This is a genomic window from Streptomyces thioluteus (genome assembly GCF_039535865.1).
In genome coordinates, this window is record NZ_BAAAXZ010000041.1 from 14,357 (window position 1) to 33,053 (window position 18,697).

General features: G+C 59.9%; 20 protein-coding genes and 2 pseudogenes. 13 read left to right on the forward strand and 9 right to left on the reverse strand.

Annotated elements, in window-relative coordinates; genetic code table 11:
* Nucleotides 1-536: 536 nt before the first annotated feature.
* The 7 genes from ABD794_RS05585 to ABD794_RS18580 all read right to left on the reverse strand — a co-directional run bounded on the left by ABD794_RS05585 (nucleotide 537) and on the right by ABD794_RS18580 (nucleotide 6,210).
* A complete protein-coding gene (locus tag ABD794_RS05585) occupies nucleotides 537-1,529 on the reverse strand; it encodes a phage major capsid protein (RefSeq protein WP_344961186.1) in 993 nt (330 codons plus the stop codon).
* A gap of 37 nt (nucleotides 1,530-1,566) precedes the next feature.
* On the reverse strand, nucleotides 1,567-2,136 hold the full coding sequence (locus ABD794_RS05590) for a hypothetical protein (protein WP_344961188.1): 570 nt from the start codon (nucleotides 2,134-2,136) through the stop codon (nucleotides 1,567-1,569).
* Between the two features lie 64 nt (nucleotides 2,137-2,200).
* Entirely contained in the window at nucleotides 2,201-3,631 is a 1,431-nt protein-coding gene (locus tag ABD794_RS05595; protein ID WP_344961190.1) for a phage portal protein, read from the reverse strand.
* On the reverse strand, nucleotides 3,618-4,628 hold the full coding sequence (locus tag ABD794_RS05600) for a hypothetical protein (RefSeq protein ID WP_344961192.1): 1,011 nt from the start codon (nucleotides 4,626-4,628) through the stop codon (nucleotides 3,618-3,620). The genes ABD794_RS05595 and ABD794_RS05600 overlap by 14 nt, the downstream gene beginning before the upstream one ends.
* A 45-nt stretch (nucleotides 4,629-4,673) precedes the next feature.
* The gene (locus ABD794_RS05605) at nucleotides 4,674-5,234 is read right to left on the reverse strand and encodes a hypothetical protein (protein ID WP_344961193.1); all 561 of its coding nucleotides are present in this window, start codon (nucleotides 5,232-5,234) and stop codon (nucleotides 4,674-4,676) included.
* A gap of 21 nt (nucleotides 5,235-5,255) precedes the next feature.
* Entirely contained in the window at nucleotides 5,256-5,651 is a 396-nt protein-coding gene (locus ABD794_RS05610) for a phage terminase small subunit (protein ID WP_486389113.1), read from the reverse strand.
* A gap of 205 nt (nucleotides 5,652-5,856) precedes the next feature.
* A complete protein-coding gene (locus ABD794_RS18580) occupies nucleotides 5,857-6,210 on the reverse strand; it encodes an HNH endonuclease (RefSeq protein ID WP_425585929.1) in 354 nt (117 codons plus the stop codon).
* 967 nt (nucleotides 6,211-7,177) lie between these two features.
* Here ABD794_RS18580 and ABD794_RS05615 point away from each other — a divergent pair.
* The 12 genes and pseudogenes from ABD794_RS05615 (at nucleotide 7,178) to ABD794_RS05665 (ending at nucleotide 15,623) form a co-directional block, all read left to right on the forward strand.
* Entirely contained in the window at nucleotides 7,178-7,816 is a 639-nt protein-coding gene (locus ABD794_RS05615) for a hypothetical protein (RefSeq protein ID WP_344961196.1), read from the forward strand.
* A gap of 633 nt (nucleotides 7,817-8,449) precedes the next feature.
* A complete protein-coding gene (locus tag ABD794_RS05620; RefSeq protein WP_344961198.1) occupies nucleotides 8,450-8,752 on the forward strand; it encodes a hypothetical protein in 303 nt (100 codons plus the stop codon).
* A complete protein-coding gene (locus ABD794_RS05625; RefSeq protein ID WP_344961200.1) occupies nucleotides 8,712-9,539 on the forward strand; it encodes a PD-(D/E)XK nuclease family protein in 828 nt (275 codons plus the stop codon). The genes ABD794_RS05620 and ABD794_RS05625 overlap by 41 nt, the downstream gene beginning before the upstream one ends.
* A gap of 223 nt (nucleotides 9,540-9,762) precedes the next feature.
* Nucleotides 9,763-10,260, forward strand: a complete 498-nt coding sequence (locus ABD794_RS05630) for a hypothetical protein (RefSeq protein ID WP_344961202.1) — start codon at nucleotides 9,763-9,765, stop codon at nucleotides 10,258-10,260.
* 153 nt (nucleotides 10,261-10,413) lie between these two features.
* Nucleotides 10,414-11,139 (forward strand): ATPase domain-containing protein, encoded by a 726-nt coding sequence (locus tag ABD794_RS05635; protein ID WP_344961204.1) that lies wholly within the window; start codon nucleotides 10,414-10,416, stop codon nucleotides 11,137-11,139.
* 350 nt (nucleotides 11,140-11,489) lie between these two features.
* Nucleotides 11,490-11,690, forward strand: a pseudogene (locus ABD794_RS18585) (CHC2 zinc finger domain-containing protein); the annotation flags it as partial.
* Nucleotides 11,691-11,718: 28 nt separating this feature from the next.
* Nucleotides 11,719-12,369 (forward strand): toprim domain-containing protein, encoded by a 651-nt coding sequence (locus ABD794_RS05640; RefSeq protein WP_344961206.1) that lies wholly within the window; start codon nucleotides 11,719-11,721, stop codon nucleotides 12,367-12,369.
* Between the two features lies 1 nt (nucleotide 12,370).
* Nucleotides 12,371-12,781 (forward strand): DUF3310 domain-containing protein, encoded by a 411-nt coding sequence (locus ABD794_RS05645; protein WP_344961208.1) that lies wholly within the window; start codon nucleotides 12,371-12,373, stop codon nucleotides 12,779-12,781.
* A gap of 29 nt (nucleotides 12,782-12,810) precedes the next feature.
* Nucleotides 12,811-13,539, forward strand: a complete 729-nt coding sequence (locus ABD794_RS05650; RefSeq protein ID WP_344961210.1) for a hypothetical protein — start codon at nucleotides 12,811-12,813, stop codon at nucleotides 13,537-13,539.
* Nucleotides 13,536-14,099, forward strand: coding sequence for a hypothetical protein (locus ABD794_RS05655; protein ID WP_344961212.1), 564 nt, complete (start codon nucleotides 13,536-13,538; stop codon nucleotides 14,097-14,099). The genes ABD794_RS05650 and ABD794_RS05655 overlap by 4 nt, the downstream gene beginning before the upstream one ends.
* A 224-nt stretch (nucleotides 14,100-14,323) precedes the next feature.
* Nucleotides 14,324-14,902, forward strand: coding sequence for a DNA cytosine methyltransferase (locus ABD794_RS05660; RefSeq protein WP_344961214.1), 579 nt, complete (start codon nucleotides 14,324-14,326; stop codon nucleotides 14,900-14,902).
* 475 nt (nucleotides 14,903-15,377) lie between these two features.
* Nucleotides 15,378-15,623, forward strand: coding sequence for a hypothetical protein (locus tag ABD794_RS05665; protein WP_344961216.1), 246 nt, complete (start codon nucleotides 15,378-15,380; stop codon nucleotides 15,621-15,623).
* Nucleotides 15,624-15,804: 181 nt separating this feature from the next.
* Here ABD794_RS05665 and ABD794_RS05670 read toward each other — a convergent pair whose 3' ends face one another.
* Nucleotides 15,805-16,848 (reverse strand): recombinase family protein, encoded by a 1,044-nt coding sequence (locus tag ABD794_RS05670; protein WP_344961218.1) that lies wholly within the window; start codon nucleotides 16,846-16,848, stop codon nucleotides 15,805-15,807.
* Nucleotides 16,849-17,023: 175 nt separating this feature from the next.
* A complete protein-coding gene (locus ABD794_RS05675; protein ID WP_344961221.1) occupies nucleotides 17,024-17,362 on the reverse strand; it encodes a recombinase family protein in 339 nt (112 codons plus the stop codon).
* A 164-nt stretch (nucleotides 17,363-17,526) separates the two neighbouring features.
* On the opposite strand from ABD794_RS05675, the pseudogene ABD794_RS05680 reads away from it, so the two are divergent.
* Nucleotides 17,527-17,754: pseudogene (locus ABD794_RS05680) on the forward strand (MBL fold metallo-hydrolase); the annotation flags it as partial.
* Nucleotides 17,755-18,697: the final 943 nt, after the last annotated feature.

An 18,697-nucleotide genomic window follows, 5' to 3' on the forward strand; every position in this document is an offset into this window, starting at 1 on the left:
CACAGACCGCCGGTACCGGCGCAGAGCCTCCCGCGTCGCCGGCGACAGGCCCTGTGTCGGAGCAGTCGCCCCGTAGGTGACCTCCAGATCACCAACGCGCTCACGCTCCACTCCCGGCTGAACAGCGAGCCAGCGAATGACCTCGGCGCACACAGCCGCCGTCACGGTGCCCGGTACAGCCGGATACCCGTAGGAAGCTGTCACCACAACGGACGCCAGAGGCTGCACAGCATGGCGCCACCCCTCGGAACGCCACAGTGAGCCCTGTCGATAGACCCACCCGTCCACGGCCGTCCCGTCATCCCAGCGGACAGAGCTGATGCCAGCAACAGGCCTTGCCCAGTAGGGGAGATGAATGGACAGATCCGGAGTCGGCTCCAGGGGAACGGCCTGGTCCCGGTGGAACTGGAAGTCAGTCCCGCAGTAGTCCCTGACCATGGCCGACACGTCATCGATGAAGGCCTGTACGCGCGGCTGCTCCTGGACGTCAATGACGCGACCGAGCCGAGCCGCTACCTGCTCTACCGTCGCCAGGGTCACGGCTTCGGAGGAGTCGCGCCCGGAGTGCTCACCGCGATCATCTGCTCAGGGCGGATGATCTTCGCGTCATAGTGCGTCCTGGACTTGATGGCATCGGTGAACTTCTTCTCAGGCTTGTAGGCAGCCATCTCCGTGTACGGGATCACAACACTTACACAATTCGTGGCACCAAGGACCATGTCCACGTTACGCAGATTGTCAATCGCGGCCTCAACAAGAGGCTTCTTCGGTGTCTTCACGCTACCAAGCTGATTAGACACGTACACGGGCACGCCAAGGATCTGACCAATGTGCCCAGTGGGGATCACCGGCTGACCGCCATAGAAGGAAGCGTTCACAAACATGGGATCCTTGAGGAGTTCCTTGCGGAGCGGCGGAGAGATGATGAGGTATCGATCCTCGGGAGCGCCAATCAGGTCAAGCTGCATGATCGCCTCAAGGATCATGTCGTAAGCACTGTCCTTGGCTCCGCGGGCCAGAAGCTCGACCTTGCTTGGAAGATCGATCATCGCAGTCTCGGCCGCGCCGGCAGCAGCGCTGTTGTAATCCTTGCCATTCATTGCATGGGCGATCGTGTCCGCAACCAGCATGTCAAGCGCCTGCGCAGCCCTCTTACCACGCTGCCGAATCAGCTCTGTCATCTTGTCAATGCCAGGCTGTGTGAAGAGTTGATCGAGAGAGTCAATCTCCAAATGGAACGAAGAGCCCTTCTGGACCGTCATGCGAATGTAGTCCAACTCGGCATGATCAGCCGGGCCAATCTCGCTGTAGGCCTTCACAACGCCCTTGTCGGTCACGGTGTCCACGAAGTGCGGGATGCGTACAGTGTCCCCACCCTTCTTGAACTCGCCCTCATAGCTGTGATTCGTAATCATCGGAGAAGAAAGAATGCTGTGCTGCTCAAGGTCCCGAAGAAGCTGAGCCGTCCAAATCTCCGGGGAAAACGTTCCCTTGACGCCCTCGACAAGGCGAGCACCGTTGTCCTGCATGAAGCCATTAGTTGGAGCCATATACTAAGTCCTTTGGTTAAAGCTCCCCACGCATCAGGGCATCAAGAAGACCCTTGTCCCGCGCTTCGTTGATCTGAGCGGGAGTCATGCGGGAGAGATCGGATCGAGAGAGCTGACCGGCGGTACTGGAGCCTCGGTGCCCAAGTCCCATGTCCTGTCGATACACAGGTGGAAGAGTCGTAGAGGGCAGCGTAGAGACGAAGGCCGTGATGGACTCCGCATCCGGCGTACCGTCCTCGGCAAGGAACCGGGACGCGTTGAGGAAATCGGCATCAGGGAGCTGCACGCCGGCATCCGCGGCCTGTGCCCGGAGCTCAGCGACCGCCAGGCGCTCACCCACCTCGGACAGAGCTACAGTCCGCGCATCCTGGCGGGCCTGCTCAATGGCCCGCTCCTGATCGGACATGTGGGCGGTGCGGAGTTCATCCAGCTCACGCGATGCGGACTTGAACGCCTTCTCATTCTGCCGCGAAAGCGCCTTCCACTTGTCAACCTGCGCCTGAAGATCGTTGGCACTATCCGCGACGATTGCCTCGTTGGTTACGGGGGAATGCTCGCCCTCGGGGGCACCCTGCACGTCAGTCATGAACCATCACATCCATTTCGGATCAGAGAAGGGCCCCATTTCGGAAGCCCTGAATGAGAGTTGGTCAGCGACGACTTGCGTCGTCCCCAGCAACCTTGCGAGCCACATTGCCCGCATTGCCCTGCGGAGCTGTAGCGGCCAAGGAAGCCACATCCTTGCTAGACGAACTGGCCATAGCGGAAGGGTACTTCTCCGCGATCTCCTCTTGCTCCTGGAGCAACGCAGGGAAGCGCTCAATCTGCTCAGGCGTAAACCCGGCCAGCTCCCAAATCACGGATGTCGGCACGCCAAGAGCCTTGAGCTTCACCAACGAATCGGTGTGCTGAGCCTCGGACCGATTCTCAATGTCATCCCAAATGACCTCAGCGCTATGCGCCTCTGCCCGCGCATCGCCCTTAACCGCAAAGCACAGACGCATGACGTCCAGCCAGCCACGACCATAGTGAAGAGCGTGATTGCGCGCCTTCGCTACAAGGCCGTACTCCGAAGCTTCTGCGCCCTCACCGGTTGGCGGTTGACCACTCGCATCGATCATCCAGTGAGGTAGCCGTGCGATGCTTGCCAGATGTTGGGTCAACATGTCCAGCAGCGTGCGATAGTTGGCAAGATCAGCAGCAAGAAACTGGCCGAACTGTGCGGACGGGTCTTCCGCCTGCAAAACTTTATCGATCGCGATTCGGAAAGGCTCGACAGGGTGACCTTCGGAGTCCTCCACGATCTCAAGCCCCGTGACGTACCGAGCAGGGAACGCGGCCATCTCGCTGGCAACGAGCGCATCAGTTCCAGTCTTGTCGATAGCCATCTGAAGCGGGATGATCGAAGCCAAGTCAGAGATCGGATCCCCAACTAGACGCTTCCTATTGGAGATAGGAACAATCGGCACCCGGCCCAAAGGATTGGGACCCTGTACCGGCTCGTGCCATTCAAAACCAGTGGAGAACGACGTATAGGTGTAGTCCGCGGTCCACAGAGATGCATACTGTCTGCCCCAGTCATCGCGCCAGAACTTCGCGCCGGCCTCGATCTCCGTACGTGACCCGGGCCGGTACTGCACGACAACTTGTTCGGCCGATTCACAGGAGATGACAGGTTCGCCATCAACACCAGCCCAGACGATCGCATAGGACTCGCCACAGATCATCGCGTCCAAGTGCGCCGCACTCGACTGCACATCCATGGTGTTGCGAGCCCATATCGTATGAGCATACGCGTCAGCATCCGGGTTATCGGTCATCCGAAAACCTGTGACGCGAAGACGCTCGTTCACGGCATCGATGACCAACCCGCAAAAGTTGTCAGACCAGGCTCGGAAGGCATCGCCGAACGCAGAGTTGTAGAGGTCCTGACTGAACGGCATGACTTCATGCCGGCCCTCGTAGTAGTCGGCGTACCGCCTGAACTCGCCAAGACGCCGCGACAACTTGCCCTGTAGGTAGTTCAGCCACTCGACAGGAGTCGAAGGAGGGGATCCATACGCGATGCTATCCAAACCCAACCACCCTCCTCTTCCGCTTCGTCATACGCCCATCAGCAATCGCATCCGCCCTGCCCTCGAAAGCCAATATTCCGCACACCGCAAGGTCTATCTTCCGCTTAGACTTCGGATGGTCCTTGCGAATCAAAATCCCTTGCGGCACCTCTCTCTTGACGGCATGAAGTACATGCCGAGTCAGCCGATCCTTGTCCGAGTGCGTAAGATCCTGTGTTGTCACCGCGGTGCGGAACCGCTCAGTCGCATTGGCCATCCGATTTGCCTTCGAAGTCCAATACTCGAAGACCCGGTCATCGCCAAACTTGATGGACCATCTTCCAACGGATTCTTGCCAGAACGGGGGGTCAAAGTACCCCCACACCACGTCATAGGTTTCGAAGGTCTTGTTGACCGCTGCCTCGACAGCGAGAACATCAACTTCCCAGTCAGGACCGGCCTTCTCAGGCTTCTCCCACACGTCGATCGTGAAGAGCCGACCATCGCGAAGCCTGCAACCAACAATCCCCGTCGCATCGTTGAACAAGGAGCCGTCGAAACCGATACTGATCTGATCGCCAGGCCTGATCGGATCGTCCTCGCGATAACAGGCCTCCCACTCAACCTTGCTCATCCACTGATCCGCGGACTCAGCAAGGTTGTTGAGATAGAACCGGTAGTCATGACCCGGGTTATTCCCATAGATGATGACATTGACCAACTGATCGATGGGTGCCCACCAGGAGTCCCCATAGGCCTCCACGAGGCCGGCACGCACCGCATCAGGGTCCTTGAGATCGATGTTCGGTGTAGCCTCACGACAGTCGTAGAGGATCAGCGGGTTACCGTTCAGAACCCGCTCATGCGTGGTCTGCGCAACTGACATCTCGTTAGGGTCATAAGCATTGGTCGTCTGGACCGTGCGCGACCCCTGCGAGAGGGTCTTGTTAGTGTTGCGCCGCAGGGTCTCGAAGAATTCTGGCCCCCCAGTGCTACTAACCCAATGATGGGTTTCATCTGCCACAATAAAGCACGCGTGACCCCGACAGGAAGAACCCTCCCGTCGGGGTCACACAAAGGTTGGCCTCGCCCCCTCGTTACCACGCGTAGACGAAGTCACCGGTGAAATCTTCCCCGGACGATTCCCCTTGAACTGGATCATCGTCTTCGAGATGTCCAAGCCGTACTCGCGCTCTGCCGGCGACTCGGCGAGCATGCCGCGGATCATGTCCATGGTCTGAGCAGTCTGATCAAGGCTTGTAGCCGCAAGTTGCACGAGCGGAAGATGCACGGGACGACCCACAGGGACCTTCGTGCCGTCCTTAGCGGTCTTGACAACTCCGGTCGGCCGACAAGGACCTATGAACTCAATGATCCCCAGGGCAGCATTGGAGGGAGTCTTGCCAGCACCTTTGGGACGCCGCAAAGTGGCTTCTGTATAGAGCCATTGAAACTGCCCGTCCAGGGCATAAAGCCACTTGATGAAATGGCGCTGTTCATCAGTCCAACGCCACGGCTCCCCAGCCCTCTCGCCATCTGGCTGAACGATGTAGCGTTCGGCCCACGCGAGGATGTGATGCCCAAGAGTCAACTCAGGCTCATGCGCAGGAATGTTCCCTGTCTGCGGCACAGCCTCACCCCTCCCATCACATCACCCAAGCAAGTCGCCAAGGACATCATCACCAGTCGATGACTCATCCGCCTTCTTCACCTGCATCCGAAGCCTCTGCCGATCCAGAACCGTGGCACCCAACAAGCTCTCCTGCTGCCGCAGTTCGGCATAGGCCTTCAGATCAGCGCCCTCCATCTCATAGATGCGCTGCACCAGAAGCACGAGCGTCTTCAGGCGCTGCACGTCCGTAGCAAGGAAGCTCTCGGCCTGCGGCGACTCGCGCCACGTCTCCCACCACTCACGCACCTCCGGCAGGAACCGGTCGGCGTCCGGCAGCGCCGGCACGACCGAAGAGCCAGCTCCTGACAGCTGCTCCTCCGGATGCCTGTTCCTCCGAGCAGGGCTGTCCTTCGGGGGAAGGCCTCGCCCAGCCATCTCAGCTCACCCCGCCAGCCTGGTGCTCGTGCTCCTGGTCCTCGATGTCATCCCAGTCGTTCAGCTCCTCTACGACCTGACGCCGCCACGCGCGCCGCTCAGCAGCACGCCGCCGACGAGGCCTGAGAGTGACAGCCTGCTCCTGATGCTGAGACTCGCACCCGGGACAGGGATAGGGACAAGGCATGCAAGCACTCCATAGGATCTAGCGGCGCCGCCTGGCGGCGGCACGCTCGGTGTTGGTTTTCTCTCGATGACACGTCCGGCAGATAGCAGAGAGATTCTGAGGATCGTCTGTGCCTCCGAAAGCGACTGGCACAATGTGATCGACCTCCGAAGCTGAAGAACTTCCGCACCTGTAGCAGGTGTACGAGTCCCGCCGGAGGATGCGGAGTCGTAGAGAATTCCAGCCCGCGGAGCGGGCCTGATTACGTCGAGATGTGTTAGACCAAGGCTTGCGAGGGTCTACACGCTTCGGAGCATGCTCTAGACATGCTCCGGCCTTCACGGCCGGCCTCGGACATCCAGACCGAAAGCAGGTCTGTCTAGCTCTAGGCATAGCAAACCTCCCAGAGCCTTATTGACTTTAGAATTTAAGTAGATTCTTCCCTGGTAGCAACCAGACCGCACAGACACACAAAGGTGTAGACGTGTTGAAATTGCTACCAGGGAAGAAAAGCGCCCCGCAGGGGCGCTCTACCATTTAAGGAGCATCAACCCTGCGGGGAGACTTTTGAGATGACAAAAATGCCCGACTTTTTGGCATGTTTACTTGCTTCTCATCCTTATAGGCAGTGTCTCGGGGGACGGGCGAGACGCTAATCGATGTGTGACTGTCGTCACACCGACGTGGCGTGATGAGGGGCTTGACGTGCCTGTACACACTTAACTAACCTCCATCACGTTGCAGGTGATCAGCGCTCAACCGTGCTGGCCGCTGGCGCAACCCACTCCGAAGGGGTGGCTTGAAAAGCTCATAGCTCAACCACGGCCACCCCGAGCGCGCGGGAGGCATGCAGACACCGTGACGTGGTGTCAGAGACGTAGAAGCCTCACGCGAGTGTGCCTTGCGCGTAGTCCATTCTCGCTGCTTAAGACCTCTCCGCTGCCGGTTTGCCGGCCGCCAGCACAAGCGCTTGTTGTGCAGTGGACAGGGAGCGGGAAGGGTGCGCTCCGCAGCAAGGCTGACTATCCCGTGTGTTAGATGACTCGGCCCGTCGGTTAGTTCTCACCCTGAAGAAGCCGTCTTGGGCGGAACTGGCCGACCCGTCGGGAGACCAAGAGGGGGCTATGAGTAGCAGAGAACGCGAAAAAATGAAGTATCGCGAGAAAAGGCGTCGCCAGCGATCCCAAGCAAGGGCATTCTCGTTGCGGCGGCCGACGGAGTTCCCAGACATGGGCCGACTCAGACACGCGCCGCTTGAGTGGCGGAAGATCGGGCCTTGCGTGCCAATCTGGAACAATATGGCAGATCGCTACGCAGCAGATGCTGACTGTGCACCTGTACTCGCTCAGAGTGCATGAGAGTGATCAGCTTCGTCATCGATGGTGCGGAATTCGCCAAGGCTGCATGGAACGCCTTGATCTTTACCCCGGCTAGGTCGCCGATACCGGCTGCAAAGATGTACCTTAGCGGGGAAGAGTCTTACTTACTCGCCACCGATACTTACACTATCGGACGACCTAGCCTCGGCCCCACACGAGGCGTCGTACGGCCTGTAAGCCGTGATCTCACCCGGGAGGACCTATCCCGCCTGGACAAGGTAGGACGGGCCTCGAAGGGAGAGGTAAGGATAGATGTTCCGGAGGACAACGGACTAATAGTCAATGGCCTGCAAGTCGATGTGCAAGAAGTGATCCCCGACCGAACAGCAAGCGTTTCCTATGACCGGAGTGTATGGGATCGGTGCCGTGCACTCATGGAGCGCCTGGAGAGGGAAGAACCAAGCATCCCGGAACTTCTAGCGCTTGATCCGGAACTTCTGGCGCGGTTCGGCAAGATCAAGACCCCCAAGGGTACAACTCCGCTACTAGACATGAGAATCACTTCTCCGAGTGATCCGATACTGATCCGGTGCGGGCCCAACTTCATGGGTGCCTTGATGCCCGTAGATCGTGCCGTTGCTTCACAGGCTGCTACACGTGGTGGTGAATTTCTCTGGTGAGGGTAGAGAGTGATACAACAGCCGACTTATCCGAAGGGGAATCATTATGCCCTACCCGCGTCTACTTCCGCGCCCAGAGGAGATGTTCCGGTCTCTCGCAAAGAGGGAGTTTAAGAATCAGGCGGAGATTGCCCGGTTCTTTGGGACTTCAGAGGCAGCCGTAAGCCAAGCTCTGAGTGAGTATAAGGAGCCGCGGATCAACTATCGGGAGCTTCTTCCGCTCCCGTGGCAGAAGACGCTTACTGGCAATACGTGGCGCAACGCCAGGCCAGCTCGTGCGCTGCGGCTTCACTTGCGAGCTATGAAGCAGCCTCACGAACTGTCAGCGGCAGATGCCGAAGCCCATGCAGAGTGGATTGAGGGGCTGGCAACTCATACTCTCGAATACACCGAAGAGCATGGGTGGAAGTATGTTCCTCGAAGGCCTGATCATAGTGACTTCGTGGTGATACTTCCCGAGGATCATGATCTTGCCGAAGATGTAATCAAGCTGTACCGTAAGTCACCGGGGGATAACTAAAAATCGAGAACTGCGGACGAGGGCGGGCGCTCAGCCAGAGTGCCCGCCCTCTCTGTGACACGACGCCTGTTTCGGCCATAGATCAGGAGCCATAGGTAGTAGTGGATACGACAATGACGGTTGCCGCGATTTACGACTCCATGCTTGACCTTCGCCCGGAGCTTACTCGAATTCTGGGGGGAATGACGGCCATCGCAGGAATGGTCATGCTTTTTGAGCACGAAGAGGGGGCCCACATGGTGCATTACTACTGCGATAAGACCGACCAGCGACAGCGCGAAACGCATAGGGCAGCCGTACTCGATGGCTACACCTTGCTCGGAACCATCTCCTTGAAGGGTTACGAGTACATGCCGGAAAACGGAGGGGAGCGGTTTGCGGACATCTACTGCCGCGCCGAGGTCGCGCAGTCATAGCCAGCTGTACGGAAGCTACGCCAAATGCGGCGAAGCCTACCGACTAGAAAGAGTTGAAAACCGCGTTTCGGCGCCGGCCGGATGGTTCATACAGGGCACTACTGTCCACTCTGCAATCGAGCTGTATGAGCTATCCGGCCGGACCATTTCCACGGCGCAAGCCGTGGCGCACTACCATCAGACCTGGGATGTAGAGGCCGCTGAGGCTCGAAAGATAGAGCCTGATATTACGAAGTGGCGGACCGGCGGATACAAGAAAGCCGAGAAGGACCTGATCGACAGGCGGGCCCTTGGTGAGCACCAGGTCATCGACTACATCGCGTACACCAAGGACGCTGGCGCCGCAGAGACGATCTGGATCACGCCCGACTCCAGACCTGCAATCGAACTGGAGTTCGCAGTCAAGGTCGGGGATGTGCCCGTCCGCGGCTTCATAGACCAGGTCCTCGTCACCCCCTACGGCCTGAGCATCCGCGACATCAAGACCGGCACGAAGAAGCAGAGCTCAGCTCTCCAACTGGCCTTGTATCGACGTGCGTTGTGGGAGATGTACCAGGTCAACGCCACCTGGGGAGACTACTTCCAGTGCGCACGCCTGGGTCGATCTCCCAAGGCCGGCTCACCCGGCGAACCCATCGACCTGACACTCATCGATCAGCACTGGCTAGAGCAGCAGTACGCAGCCATGGATGCGGCAGAGCGTCATGGGATCTACCTAGCGAATCCGGGCGACCACTGCGCAGCGTGCGGAGTCGCCCAGTTCTGCAAGGCGAAAGGCGCCAAATGACTTCCCAGCATGCCGGATTCACCATTACCTTCCAAGCAACACCTGAACTCGCCTTCACCTTCAGCGGTGAGACACCCAACACCGTTGGGCCCAACTTTGAATCCTTCGTTCGAGCAGCCCCGCGCTACGCGGCACTCCTGGAGGAAGCCCGAGCCGCTTTCCAGATAGGCAGCCTCGGCGCAACCGTCATTCACACCATCGACAACCAACCTAGGAATCACACATGAACTTCTTCGCACCCTCAGCGCCCAGCCACTACGCCAAGTTCGTCACCCCCGGAGACAGCATCCAGGGATATATAGAGGAAATCAGCGAACCTTTCCCCGTCAAGGATTACAAGAAGGACACCCCTAAACTCGACCCAAAGGGTAACCCGGTGATGCAGGTACGCATCATCCTCGCCACCCCCGAAAGCGTTGGAGAAGGCGACGACGGGCGCCGCTCGCTCTACGTCTCGGCCAAGCGAATGTCTCAGGCTATCGGCGACGCCATGCGGCGAGCAGGGGAAGCAGCCGATAGCCCCCAGCCGGGCGCCTACTTGAAGGTGACGTTTGCCCGCGTGGGGGAGAGCAGTGGAGGAATGGCACCTCCGAAGCTGTATGTAGCCGAGTACACCAAGCCGCCGGCCGCAGCTCAGTCGGCGCCACCCACTCAGGCAGCACCTCAGAGCCCCACGCCTCCGTGGGGTGCATCCGAAGGAGCAGGCCCCGCCCCCTGGTAGTCGTTTTGCTATGCCCTAAAGATTAACTGTGTACATCCCAACAGGGGTGGTGTCCTCCATGGATGCCGCCCCTGTCTCATTGGGGAGGGCAGCATACTCACACTCACCCAAGCGATGAGCACCCGAGGGGACGCAGGAGAAGCGCTCCCCACGGTGTTCAAGACGCTAGATGACTTGGGCGTCACGATTCGCCGCGGACAGCTCTGCCTTATCGCTGCCGGCCCTGGTACCGGAAAGTCGGCACTTGCTCTTAACTTCGCGCTTAAGAGCGGAGTTGAGACGCTGTACTTCAGCGCTGATAGCGACGCTTACACCCAGTACGTCAGAGCCGCAGCGAGCGTCACAGGATGGACCACCGTCAACGTTGAGGCCTCGATCCAACAAGGTCAAACGGAAACCATAGATGCGGCACTGACGAGGACTCAAATCCGCTGGAACTTCGACGCAGCCCCCGACCTGAACGAAATCGAAGAGGAGATGTGCGCTTTCGCGATGATCCATGGCTGGCCAGCCCTCTGCATCATCGACAACCTGACCAATGTCAACGCCCCCGAGATGGGCGAAGGATACGCAGCGCTCGATGAGCTCTGCGGATTCTTCCATGACCTTGCAAGGCGAACCGAAAGCGCGATCCTTCTCCTCCATCACGTAACCGGGACCTACAACGATGGCAACAGCCCCATTCCCTTGTCCGGGATCAAGGGGCAAGTCGGCCGAGTCCCCGAGCTCATCCTCACCCTCCATCGCGGAGGCACGGAGTTTGAGGGCTACCACCTTCGTGTCAGCGCTGTGAAAAACCGCGGAGGCCGAGCTGACCCGTCTGGCTTCACCTTCGCTCAACTCGACTGGGATCCGGAAAGGATGAGCATCAGTGGCTAACCCGACGCCTCGCAAGCTGGGCCGGCCGAACGGTCGAGCCGTCAAGGCACGAGGCCGGACATGGGAGAACTCCGTTGTGTCGGTATGGAGGGCCCTCGGCTTCGCCGGCGCCGAGCGCAACGGATCTGTGTACGGCTCGCAGGACCGAGGTGACATAGGCGGTATCCCGTGCACCTGCCAGTGCAAGTCCGTCACGAGGGTCCAACTCTGGAAGCACCTGGATGAGGCCCTGGCCCAGGCCGTCAACAACGGGACGGGTGATGAGACATGCGTCGTGTACAAGCGCCACGGTGCACCAACCGACGACGCCGCATGGGTACTGCCTGGCTCCTTCGCCGCAAGGCTCATGCATGCCTACTACACCCGCTGACAAGCCGCCCATTCTCGAAGTCCTCAAACACTACTGGCCCGACTGGCAAACCCCCAGACGCGACAGCGGATCGTGGCAGCCCTGCAAATGCCCAGTGCATCAAGACCGCACAGCAAGCGCATCCATCAACATCGACCAGAACGTAATCCACTGCCATGCCTGTGACTTCAGCTTCGACAGCTGGGGCCTGATCATGGAGGAGGAGCGATGTGATTTTCTCGCCGCCGTCGAAACAGCGGATCGACTTTTTGGGACAGGCAGCAAATGCCTACCAGCAGCAACTGACCGCCGGTACGCCCGCCGCAGAGCTTTTGAAGAGGCGGGGCCTGTCGCAGGACAGCGCTCAATATTTTCGGCTCGGGTACGTCGCCGACCCAGCATCGGGCCATGAACGCTACCGGGGCATGCTTGCCATCCCTTACGTCAACATGCAAGGCGTCGTCGCCATTCGATTCCGGTGCACGGGGGACCACGATTGCAAGGCACTCGGCCACAGCAAGTACATGCGCGAACCCGGCGACGAAGCGAAGATTTACAACATCCTGGCCCTCACTCTCAACGTTTCCCGAATCGCCGTAGCCGAAGGGGAGCCAGACACGTGGACTGGATGGCAATGTGAGATACCCACCATCGGTGTTGCCGGTGTCCAGAACTGGAATCGATTGTTCAACCGACACCTTCGTGGATACAAGGAAGTCGTCATCCTCGCCGACGGAGACGACGCAGGAATGCAGCTTGCCGACACCATCGTGAAGGCCAACAAGAACGCCACCGTGCGACAGATGCCATCCAGGTCCGACACCAATGCTTTCTATTGCGAGCACGGAGCCGAAGCACTAAGAGAGAAGGCAGGGTTCTGACATGCAGTACACCGAAGGCGATTGGGTCATAGCCAACTCTCCTATCTACCCGTCTTGCAACGGCCAGCTAGGGAAGATCATCCGAATCGAAGTCCACCGCGGATGCCCATATGCAGTGAAGTTCGACAATGGGCAGATCCGTTGGCTACTCGAAAAAGAACTAGAGCTAGCAGGACCAGACGTCCTAGCGATAGAACCACAGATACACGACCCCGTGGCAAGTCCCGCACACTACACAGGATTCTCCAACGGAGCGGAACCCATTGACATCGCCGAACACCTCAACTACAACCGCGGAAACGCAGTCAAGTACCTAGTACGCGCAGGCCGAAAAGACGACGAGGAACAAGACCTCAGGAAAGCTCTCTTCTACTTGATGCGAGAGTTGAAGCGGATGAGGGTCGAAGTATGAGGCGAATCGTCTTCATCTCGGACCTCCAAATGCCCCTGGAACACAAGCGAGCCCATCAAGCACTCATCAACTTCATACATGACTGGCAGGCCGACGAAGTCATCAACATCGGCGACATCAACGATTACACAGCCCCTGCACGATGGTCCGCCGGCAAGCGAGCCGAGTACGGCATGAATGTCCACCAGGAAGCCGACTACACACGCCGCAATCACTTCGAACCCGTACGTGCTGGCTATGACGGGCCGTACACGCTACTCGGCTCGAACCACGGGGAGCGCCCCCAGAAGTACCTTGCGGAGCGAGCCCCTGCCCTCTACACCCCGGAGGAGTACCGAGAAGACAGGCTCTTGCGCCTGGACGACTACGGCGTCAGCTACAAGCCACTCACCTATGAGTTCGCTCCTGGATGGGTCGCCACACACGGCCATGCACGCGGCATCAGTCTTGCGCGGCATGCAGGCGGTACCGCGTTGAACGCGGCTCGTAAGTTGGGGCGTTCCGTCGTCATGGGGCACACCCACCGCGCCGGCATCATCCATGAGACCTCGGGGATATCCGCTAGCCACACCCTCACAGGCGTAGAGATCGGGCACCTCATGGACGTGCGCAAGGCCACCTACCTCGGACCGGCCCGACTCGCCAACTGGCAACGCTCCTTCGCCATCGCGTACGTGCAGGGCAAGCACGTCACACCCCACATCATCCCCGTCCGCTCAGACGGATCGTTCATCGTGGAGGGTGACCGCTACAAGTGACCCATGTAAGCCCTGACATCATCGACACCGCGCGAAGGGCAGCGCGACGGCTCGCACGAGAAAACCCCTACACCGAAGCCGACGACATCCAACAGTTCATCCTTCTCAAATACTGGGAAGCGCAAGACCGATTCCACAGCTACGACCCTGCGGCCCTATACAACGTGTTCCGCGGCATCGGCCTCGAACATTGCAAAGCCGAACGCCTCCACTACACCTACCAAACCGCTGCATGGATCTACACACCCCGCGAAGTCCGCAAAATCCTGGAACACGCCTACTACAACGAAGACCAGCGTGAAGTCATGCCAGGCCGCGACGACTTGCTACGAGTCGCCGCAGACCCCCGCAGCGTAGCCATCAGCATTTGGGACATCGACGAAGCATTCAACGGACTCTCCGACGACTACCAAGCAGCGATCGAACGCGCCTACCTCCACGGAGACAGACCGACACACGGCAGTGCAGACCAGAAACGCCTACAGCGCGCGATAGAACGCCTCACAGAGCGACTGAACACAAAGATCGACATGCGACGCAAGAAGGAGGCAACTCGATGACCTCACAGTTTCTCATCCAAACACCTTCCTCCTGGCAGGCAGACCGCCTAGCCAACTCCGAGGAAAAGGCCCGCCACATCATCCAAAGACTCCGTAACCGCTACGGCCCCAACCTCAAAATACAGGTCTGGCAAATCCACAAGTCCACCGATGTGACAGCCCAGCTCACCAGTAACTAGCCCAACCCGAGGCCCCAAAGACCCCCAACCCTTGGGGCCTCGACCATGAAGGACAACCCCATACCCATCCTCGAACTCTGTGCCGGCTACGGCGGACTCGGCCGAGCAGTCGAATCCCTCATCGGCGACCGCATCACCTACGTAGCCGAAATCGACCCACACGCAAGCCTCATACTCCAAGCCCGCTATCCCAACGCACCCAACCTTGGCGACGTCCGAGACATCGACTGGCCATCACTACGCGGCCAAGTAGACGTCATCACAGCCGGATTCCCCTGCCAAGACATCAGTCACGCCGGACGAAGAACGGGACTCCATGGCGAAAGGTCAAGCCTCTGGTTCAGCATCCTCGAAGGCATTCGCATACTACGACCCGAACTCGTCTTCTTGGAAAACGTCTCGGCCCTCAGAAACCGTGGACTCCCCACCGTACTCGGGGGCTTGGCCGAGATCGGGTATGACGCACGCTGGTGCTGCTATCGCGCTTCTGGGGCTGGAGCCCCCCCACCATCGCGACCGTTGGTTCTGCATCGCCACACCTACCAACACCCACAGCATCTGACGCCCACCGCGGACCCGACTACGCCAAACAGAAGCGCGCCGGCACCGGAGGAGACGACCTAGTCACCGCAATCGCCCGACTCTTCGACAAGGCGAAAGCACACAAGCTCTTCAAAACACCAACAGCAAACTTGGGAACGAACGGAGCACCCCAACACCCAATAAAAAGGAAAGCCGGAGGACACGGGCCAACCCTCGATGACGAAGTATCACACCTACTCTCCATAGACCCCACAGCAGAACCCCCACCCATGAACTACCACTCACCAGAAGAATGGTGGGACGAATACGGCCCAGCCGTACACAGATGGGAAGTCATCACAGGACACCCAGCACCCATGCCCGTCGAACTAGGCCCCCGCGGAGGAAGACGACTCGCAGCACCATTCGCCGAATGGATGATGGGCCTACCACCGCAATGGATCACCGGCGTCCCCGGACTCACACGCGCCCACCAACTCAAGGCCGCAGGCAACGGAGCCATGACCCAACAAGCCCTTACCGCCTACCTCCATCTACTCAACTACCAAACTAAAGGATGACCATGAACAACGAAATGCCCGATCCTGACGAGTTCGCCAAGAACCTCGACGACCTCACCGGAAACATGGCCGACGCAATGCGAGACATCGCATACGAACTTGCCGTAGCCGACGCCAAAAAGGTCATAGACCGCGCCGCAGAAATCCGGCAGCACGCCGTTCAGAAGGGATTCAGCAGCACAGAAGCCGGAACCATCGCACTCGACTTCTGGGGAGTAGCAAGCGGACTCCGAGATGAATGATAGTTCGGTGTCGCTAACCTCGATGAAAGGCCGCGAAGTTGGGATCCAGGGCGCGGGTGAGAGTGTTGTAAAGGTCTATATTTACAGAGTGAGTAGTGTGGGCGAGCGAAAGCTCGTGGCTGTACGCAAGCATTAAAAAATTCCCCGCCGCACCAGTAGGTGCGGCGGGGAATTTATGCTTCTACTTCAGATTTTTGAAGTAGTCATCCTTCACAACTAGACGCTGCTTCACGTCGTCTGGGATTAGCAGATCACAGTGGTCTGTGTGGACCAAGAACGTGATGCCGCCTCGAAGAAGGTCCTTTTCCATCTGGTCTATGCCCAGGTTTGACCAGTGCTCGCGATACGTGACGCCTATAGATCGATAGTGCCAACTATCCTGCGTGCTCTCTGGATCGATACCTGAGAGTTCGGCGCCGAGCTTCTGAAGAGCTTCCTCGGCCTGCTTTTGGATGAACCCTCCGACCGCGAAGGCCCCGCCGGGTACGAGTCCGTCCATGTAGTGCTTGATTGACCCCTGTAGCTCCGTGACGCGGGCCAAGTTCTCAGCGCCACGAGCGTACTCGCGATGAATGACTTCGTAGTCGCCCAACTCGTCAAGCACTGTGTCGGCAAGGGCGCCGTACATCTCGTCAGGATCGAAGCTTGGGGCGCCACACGGCTCTTTGGTGTACGAAGAACAACGCAGCCTAGAGGTAGACCTCGTTGTTCCGTCCTTCCGCTTCTTCTTCGTGACATGCTTGTATATGTTGGCTTGGCAGTTGCCACACTGAATGACCCCCAGGAAGCGTGAGAGCTGTTTCCCGCTACCTCTAGTGCCTTTGCGTGCTCCGTACTTGGCGTTTTGCTTCAGCCTGTCTTGAAGCTGATCGAACTCCTCGTCGGTGAAGATGGGAGGAGCGAGCCTGATCGGGTGACCATCCGAGTCATAGACGATGCGAGAGACATCCTTACTTGTGGCCTTCGGCGGGCGGATCACACGGACACCCTTGAGAGCCGGATTAGTGAGATCGACGTAAGATTCGCCGCAACCCACCTCCCGCCGCCAAGGCGAGGGGACGCCCGCCCGGTTCACTATCTGAGTGATCTTGTACATGGACCGTCCACGCATGAGCATGCTGAAGATCCAGCGCAACACCCTGCTTGCGAAACGGAATGGACACGAGCCTTCGACCGTCTGGCTCTCTTCGTCATGTAGCCATAGACCGGCTTGCCAATGAGCCACCGATCCGTGGTGCGCGTGTACTTCCAAAGCGACTCAAGGCGGATTCCGGTATTGCGGCTCGATGCGAGCCATGCAGCAATCATCGTCACCATCATTTGCACGTAGGCGTATACAGGTCGATGGGGTCTCTTGTCGGCAGCAAGAACCTTGCTGTACTCCTTGCACCATTCGATCATCAGATGCAGGTCCGAGATGCGGCGACGAAGCGGTCCAGCTTCCAGAACAGAATCTGGTCGAACTCAGGGGCCCTGTTGTTGATCCAGTCGCCCAACTCGGGTCGTTTCCACTGCGTGGACTTTGGTGCGGATACGTTGAGGTCTCGGGGCGACGCCGACGACGCGGCAGCGTCGAGGAGCGCGAAGCGCCGAAGGTCCAGCTCTTGACGTACTGGGGAAGTGGTCTCGTCCGTAAGGACGGAGAGGCGGATGGAGAGGAGGGCGCGCGGAGCATCGGCAGGGAGGAGAGATTCCCTCGCTTCCAGCTCCTCTAGCTCGCGAAGCTCTGCGCAGACCACTACGACGTCATCGCATTGGCCAACCCTACTCTACTTGGACAGTGGGTCTGGCCTTGGGCGAACCTCACCTACGTGACGCTCTGTCACCGAGGGAGTGTGTGTGGATGTGGTCCGACATCCATGTGCAACACAGCCGGGGCAGGCAGCTACAACAGGTGTGGATCTGGCCCGACATTCATATGACGCCCGAGGAAGGCTGCGCGCCCACCTCGACCTCCAGGGCGGCGACCCCGCCCGGGGCGTCTGCTCCCCCATCCACTGGGGCACCTTCAACCTCGCCCCGCACCCCTGGGGCCGAGCCGGCCGACCGCACGCGGCCGTGGCGGCGCGCCGGGCCGGGGCGCGGTACGCGCGTGCCGCGGCCCGGGCAGCCCTTCGAGCCGGCGGGACGGCCTGGCGCCGGCACAGACACCTAGGTGGCGGGGAGGCGGCCACGACGCCCGCGGGGCTGGCCGGCCCTGCCGCCGGTCGCCGTCGCCGCCCCGGTCCTGGTCACCGAGACGGTGACGCGAGGGCTGGGGCGCGCCCCACGCGGCGGAGCCGCACGTCGTCACAGCCCCGCGCCCCTTCGGGGCGCTCAGTGCTCCAGGTCGCAGCAACGAGTCGCGGCGCAGCCTCCGGCCCACCTCCTGCCAGTTTCCTCGCCGTGCGTCGTAGCTCCCGCCGCGGAGCGCGGACGCCGCTCCCCGCCGTAGGCGGCCACCAACTCGGCCTGCGCGAACGGCAATCCGACCGCGCAGCACCGACTCCGTCCGCACCAGCGTGTCGAAGTCGTCGAACGGGTCGCCGTCGATACACGTCAGTGGGTCGGCGAGCTGTTAGCCGGGCTCCAGCGAGCCAGTCGCGCTCCGCCCGAAGACCCGGCCGGCCGCAGCGTCGCCGTCCGCAGGGCCTCGGCCGCGGAGTAGGGCGTGGCGGTGCAGCGGCCCGCAGGCCCATATGGAGGAGAGGCCGACCGGGACGAGCGGCGCGTCCGTGCGAGGGCAGAGACCAGTGCCGCCGCCCGACAGGACCGCGGCGGTAGACTCTCCCGGCGCAGCGTGGCCAGTTGGTCGTCCGTGGGCGCTCGCTCGGCCGTCCTGCGACTCAGGTCACGTCCCACGGCGGCATCAGCCGCGTCCCACCCCCGCGGGCCATCGGCCAGGGCCGGCGCGCGCCAGCAGCCAGGGACCGAGGTGAAGATGGTGGCGATCAGGTGGAGTCGTACGGTGTAGATCTCCCGCCACGTCGTCGAAGGCCCGGCCGGTCGCCGTCGTCGCGTGCCCCGATACTCAGCCAGCTGCGTGGCCTGCAGATGGGTCGTCAGGTCCTGGCGAGCTGGATGCGGCGACGCAC

What these genes read in the sequence shown, in the direction of transcription:
- ABD794_RS05620 (WP_344961198.1), top strand. Translation starts at nt 8,450, where the DNA reads ATGACGGTTGCCGCGATTTACGACTCCATGCTTGACCTTCGCCCGGAG.
- ABD794_RS05610 (WP_486389113.1), bottom strand. Translation starts at nt 5,651, where the DNA reads ATGGCTGGGCGAGGCCTTCCCCCGAAGGACAGCCCTGCTCGGAGGAAC.
- ABD794_RS18580 (WP_425585929.1), bottom strand. Translation starts at nt 6,210, where the DNA reads ATGCCTAGAGCTAGACAGACCTGCTTTCGGTCTGGATGTCCGAGGCCG.
- ABD794_RS05590 (WP_344961188.1), bottom strand. Translation starts at nt 2,136, where the DNA reads ATGACTGACGTGCAGGGTGCCCCCGAGGGCGAGCATTCCCCCGTAACC.
- ABD794_RS05585 (WP_344961186.1), bottom strand. Translation starts at nt 1,529, where the DNA reads ATGCAGGACAACGGTGCTCGCCTTGTCGAGGGCGTCAAGGGAACGTTT.
- ABD794_RS05665 (WP_344961216.1), top strand. Translation starts at nt 15,378, where the DNA reads ATGACCATGAACAACGAAATGCCCGATCCTGACGAGTTCGCCAAGAAC.
- ABD794_RS05645 (WP_344961208.1), top strand. Translation starts at nt 12,371, where the DNA reads ATGCAGTACACCGAAGGCGATTGGGTCATAGCCAACTCTCCTATCTAC.
- ABD794_RS05630 (WP_344961202.1), top strand. Translation starts at nt 9,763, where the DNA reads ATGAACTTCTTCGCACCCTCAGCGCCCAGCCACTACGCCAAGTTCGTC.
- ABD794_RS05650 (WP_344961210.1), top strand. Translation starts at nt 12,811, where the DNA reads ATGCCCCTGGAACACAAGCGAGCCCATCAAGCACTCATCAACTTCATA.
- ABD794_RS05660 (WP_344961214.1), top strand. Translation starts at nt 14,324, where the DNA reads ATGAAGGACAACCCCATACCCATCCTCGAACTCTGTGCCGGCTACGGC.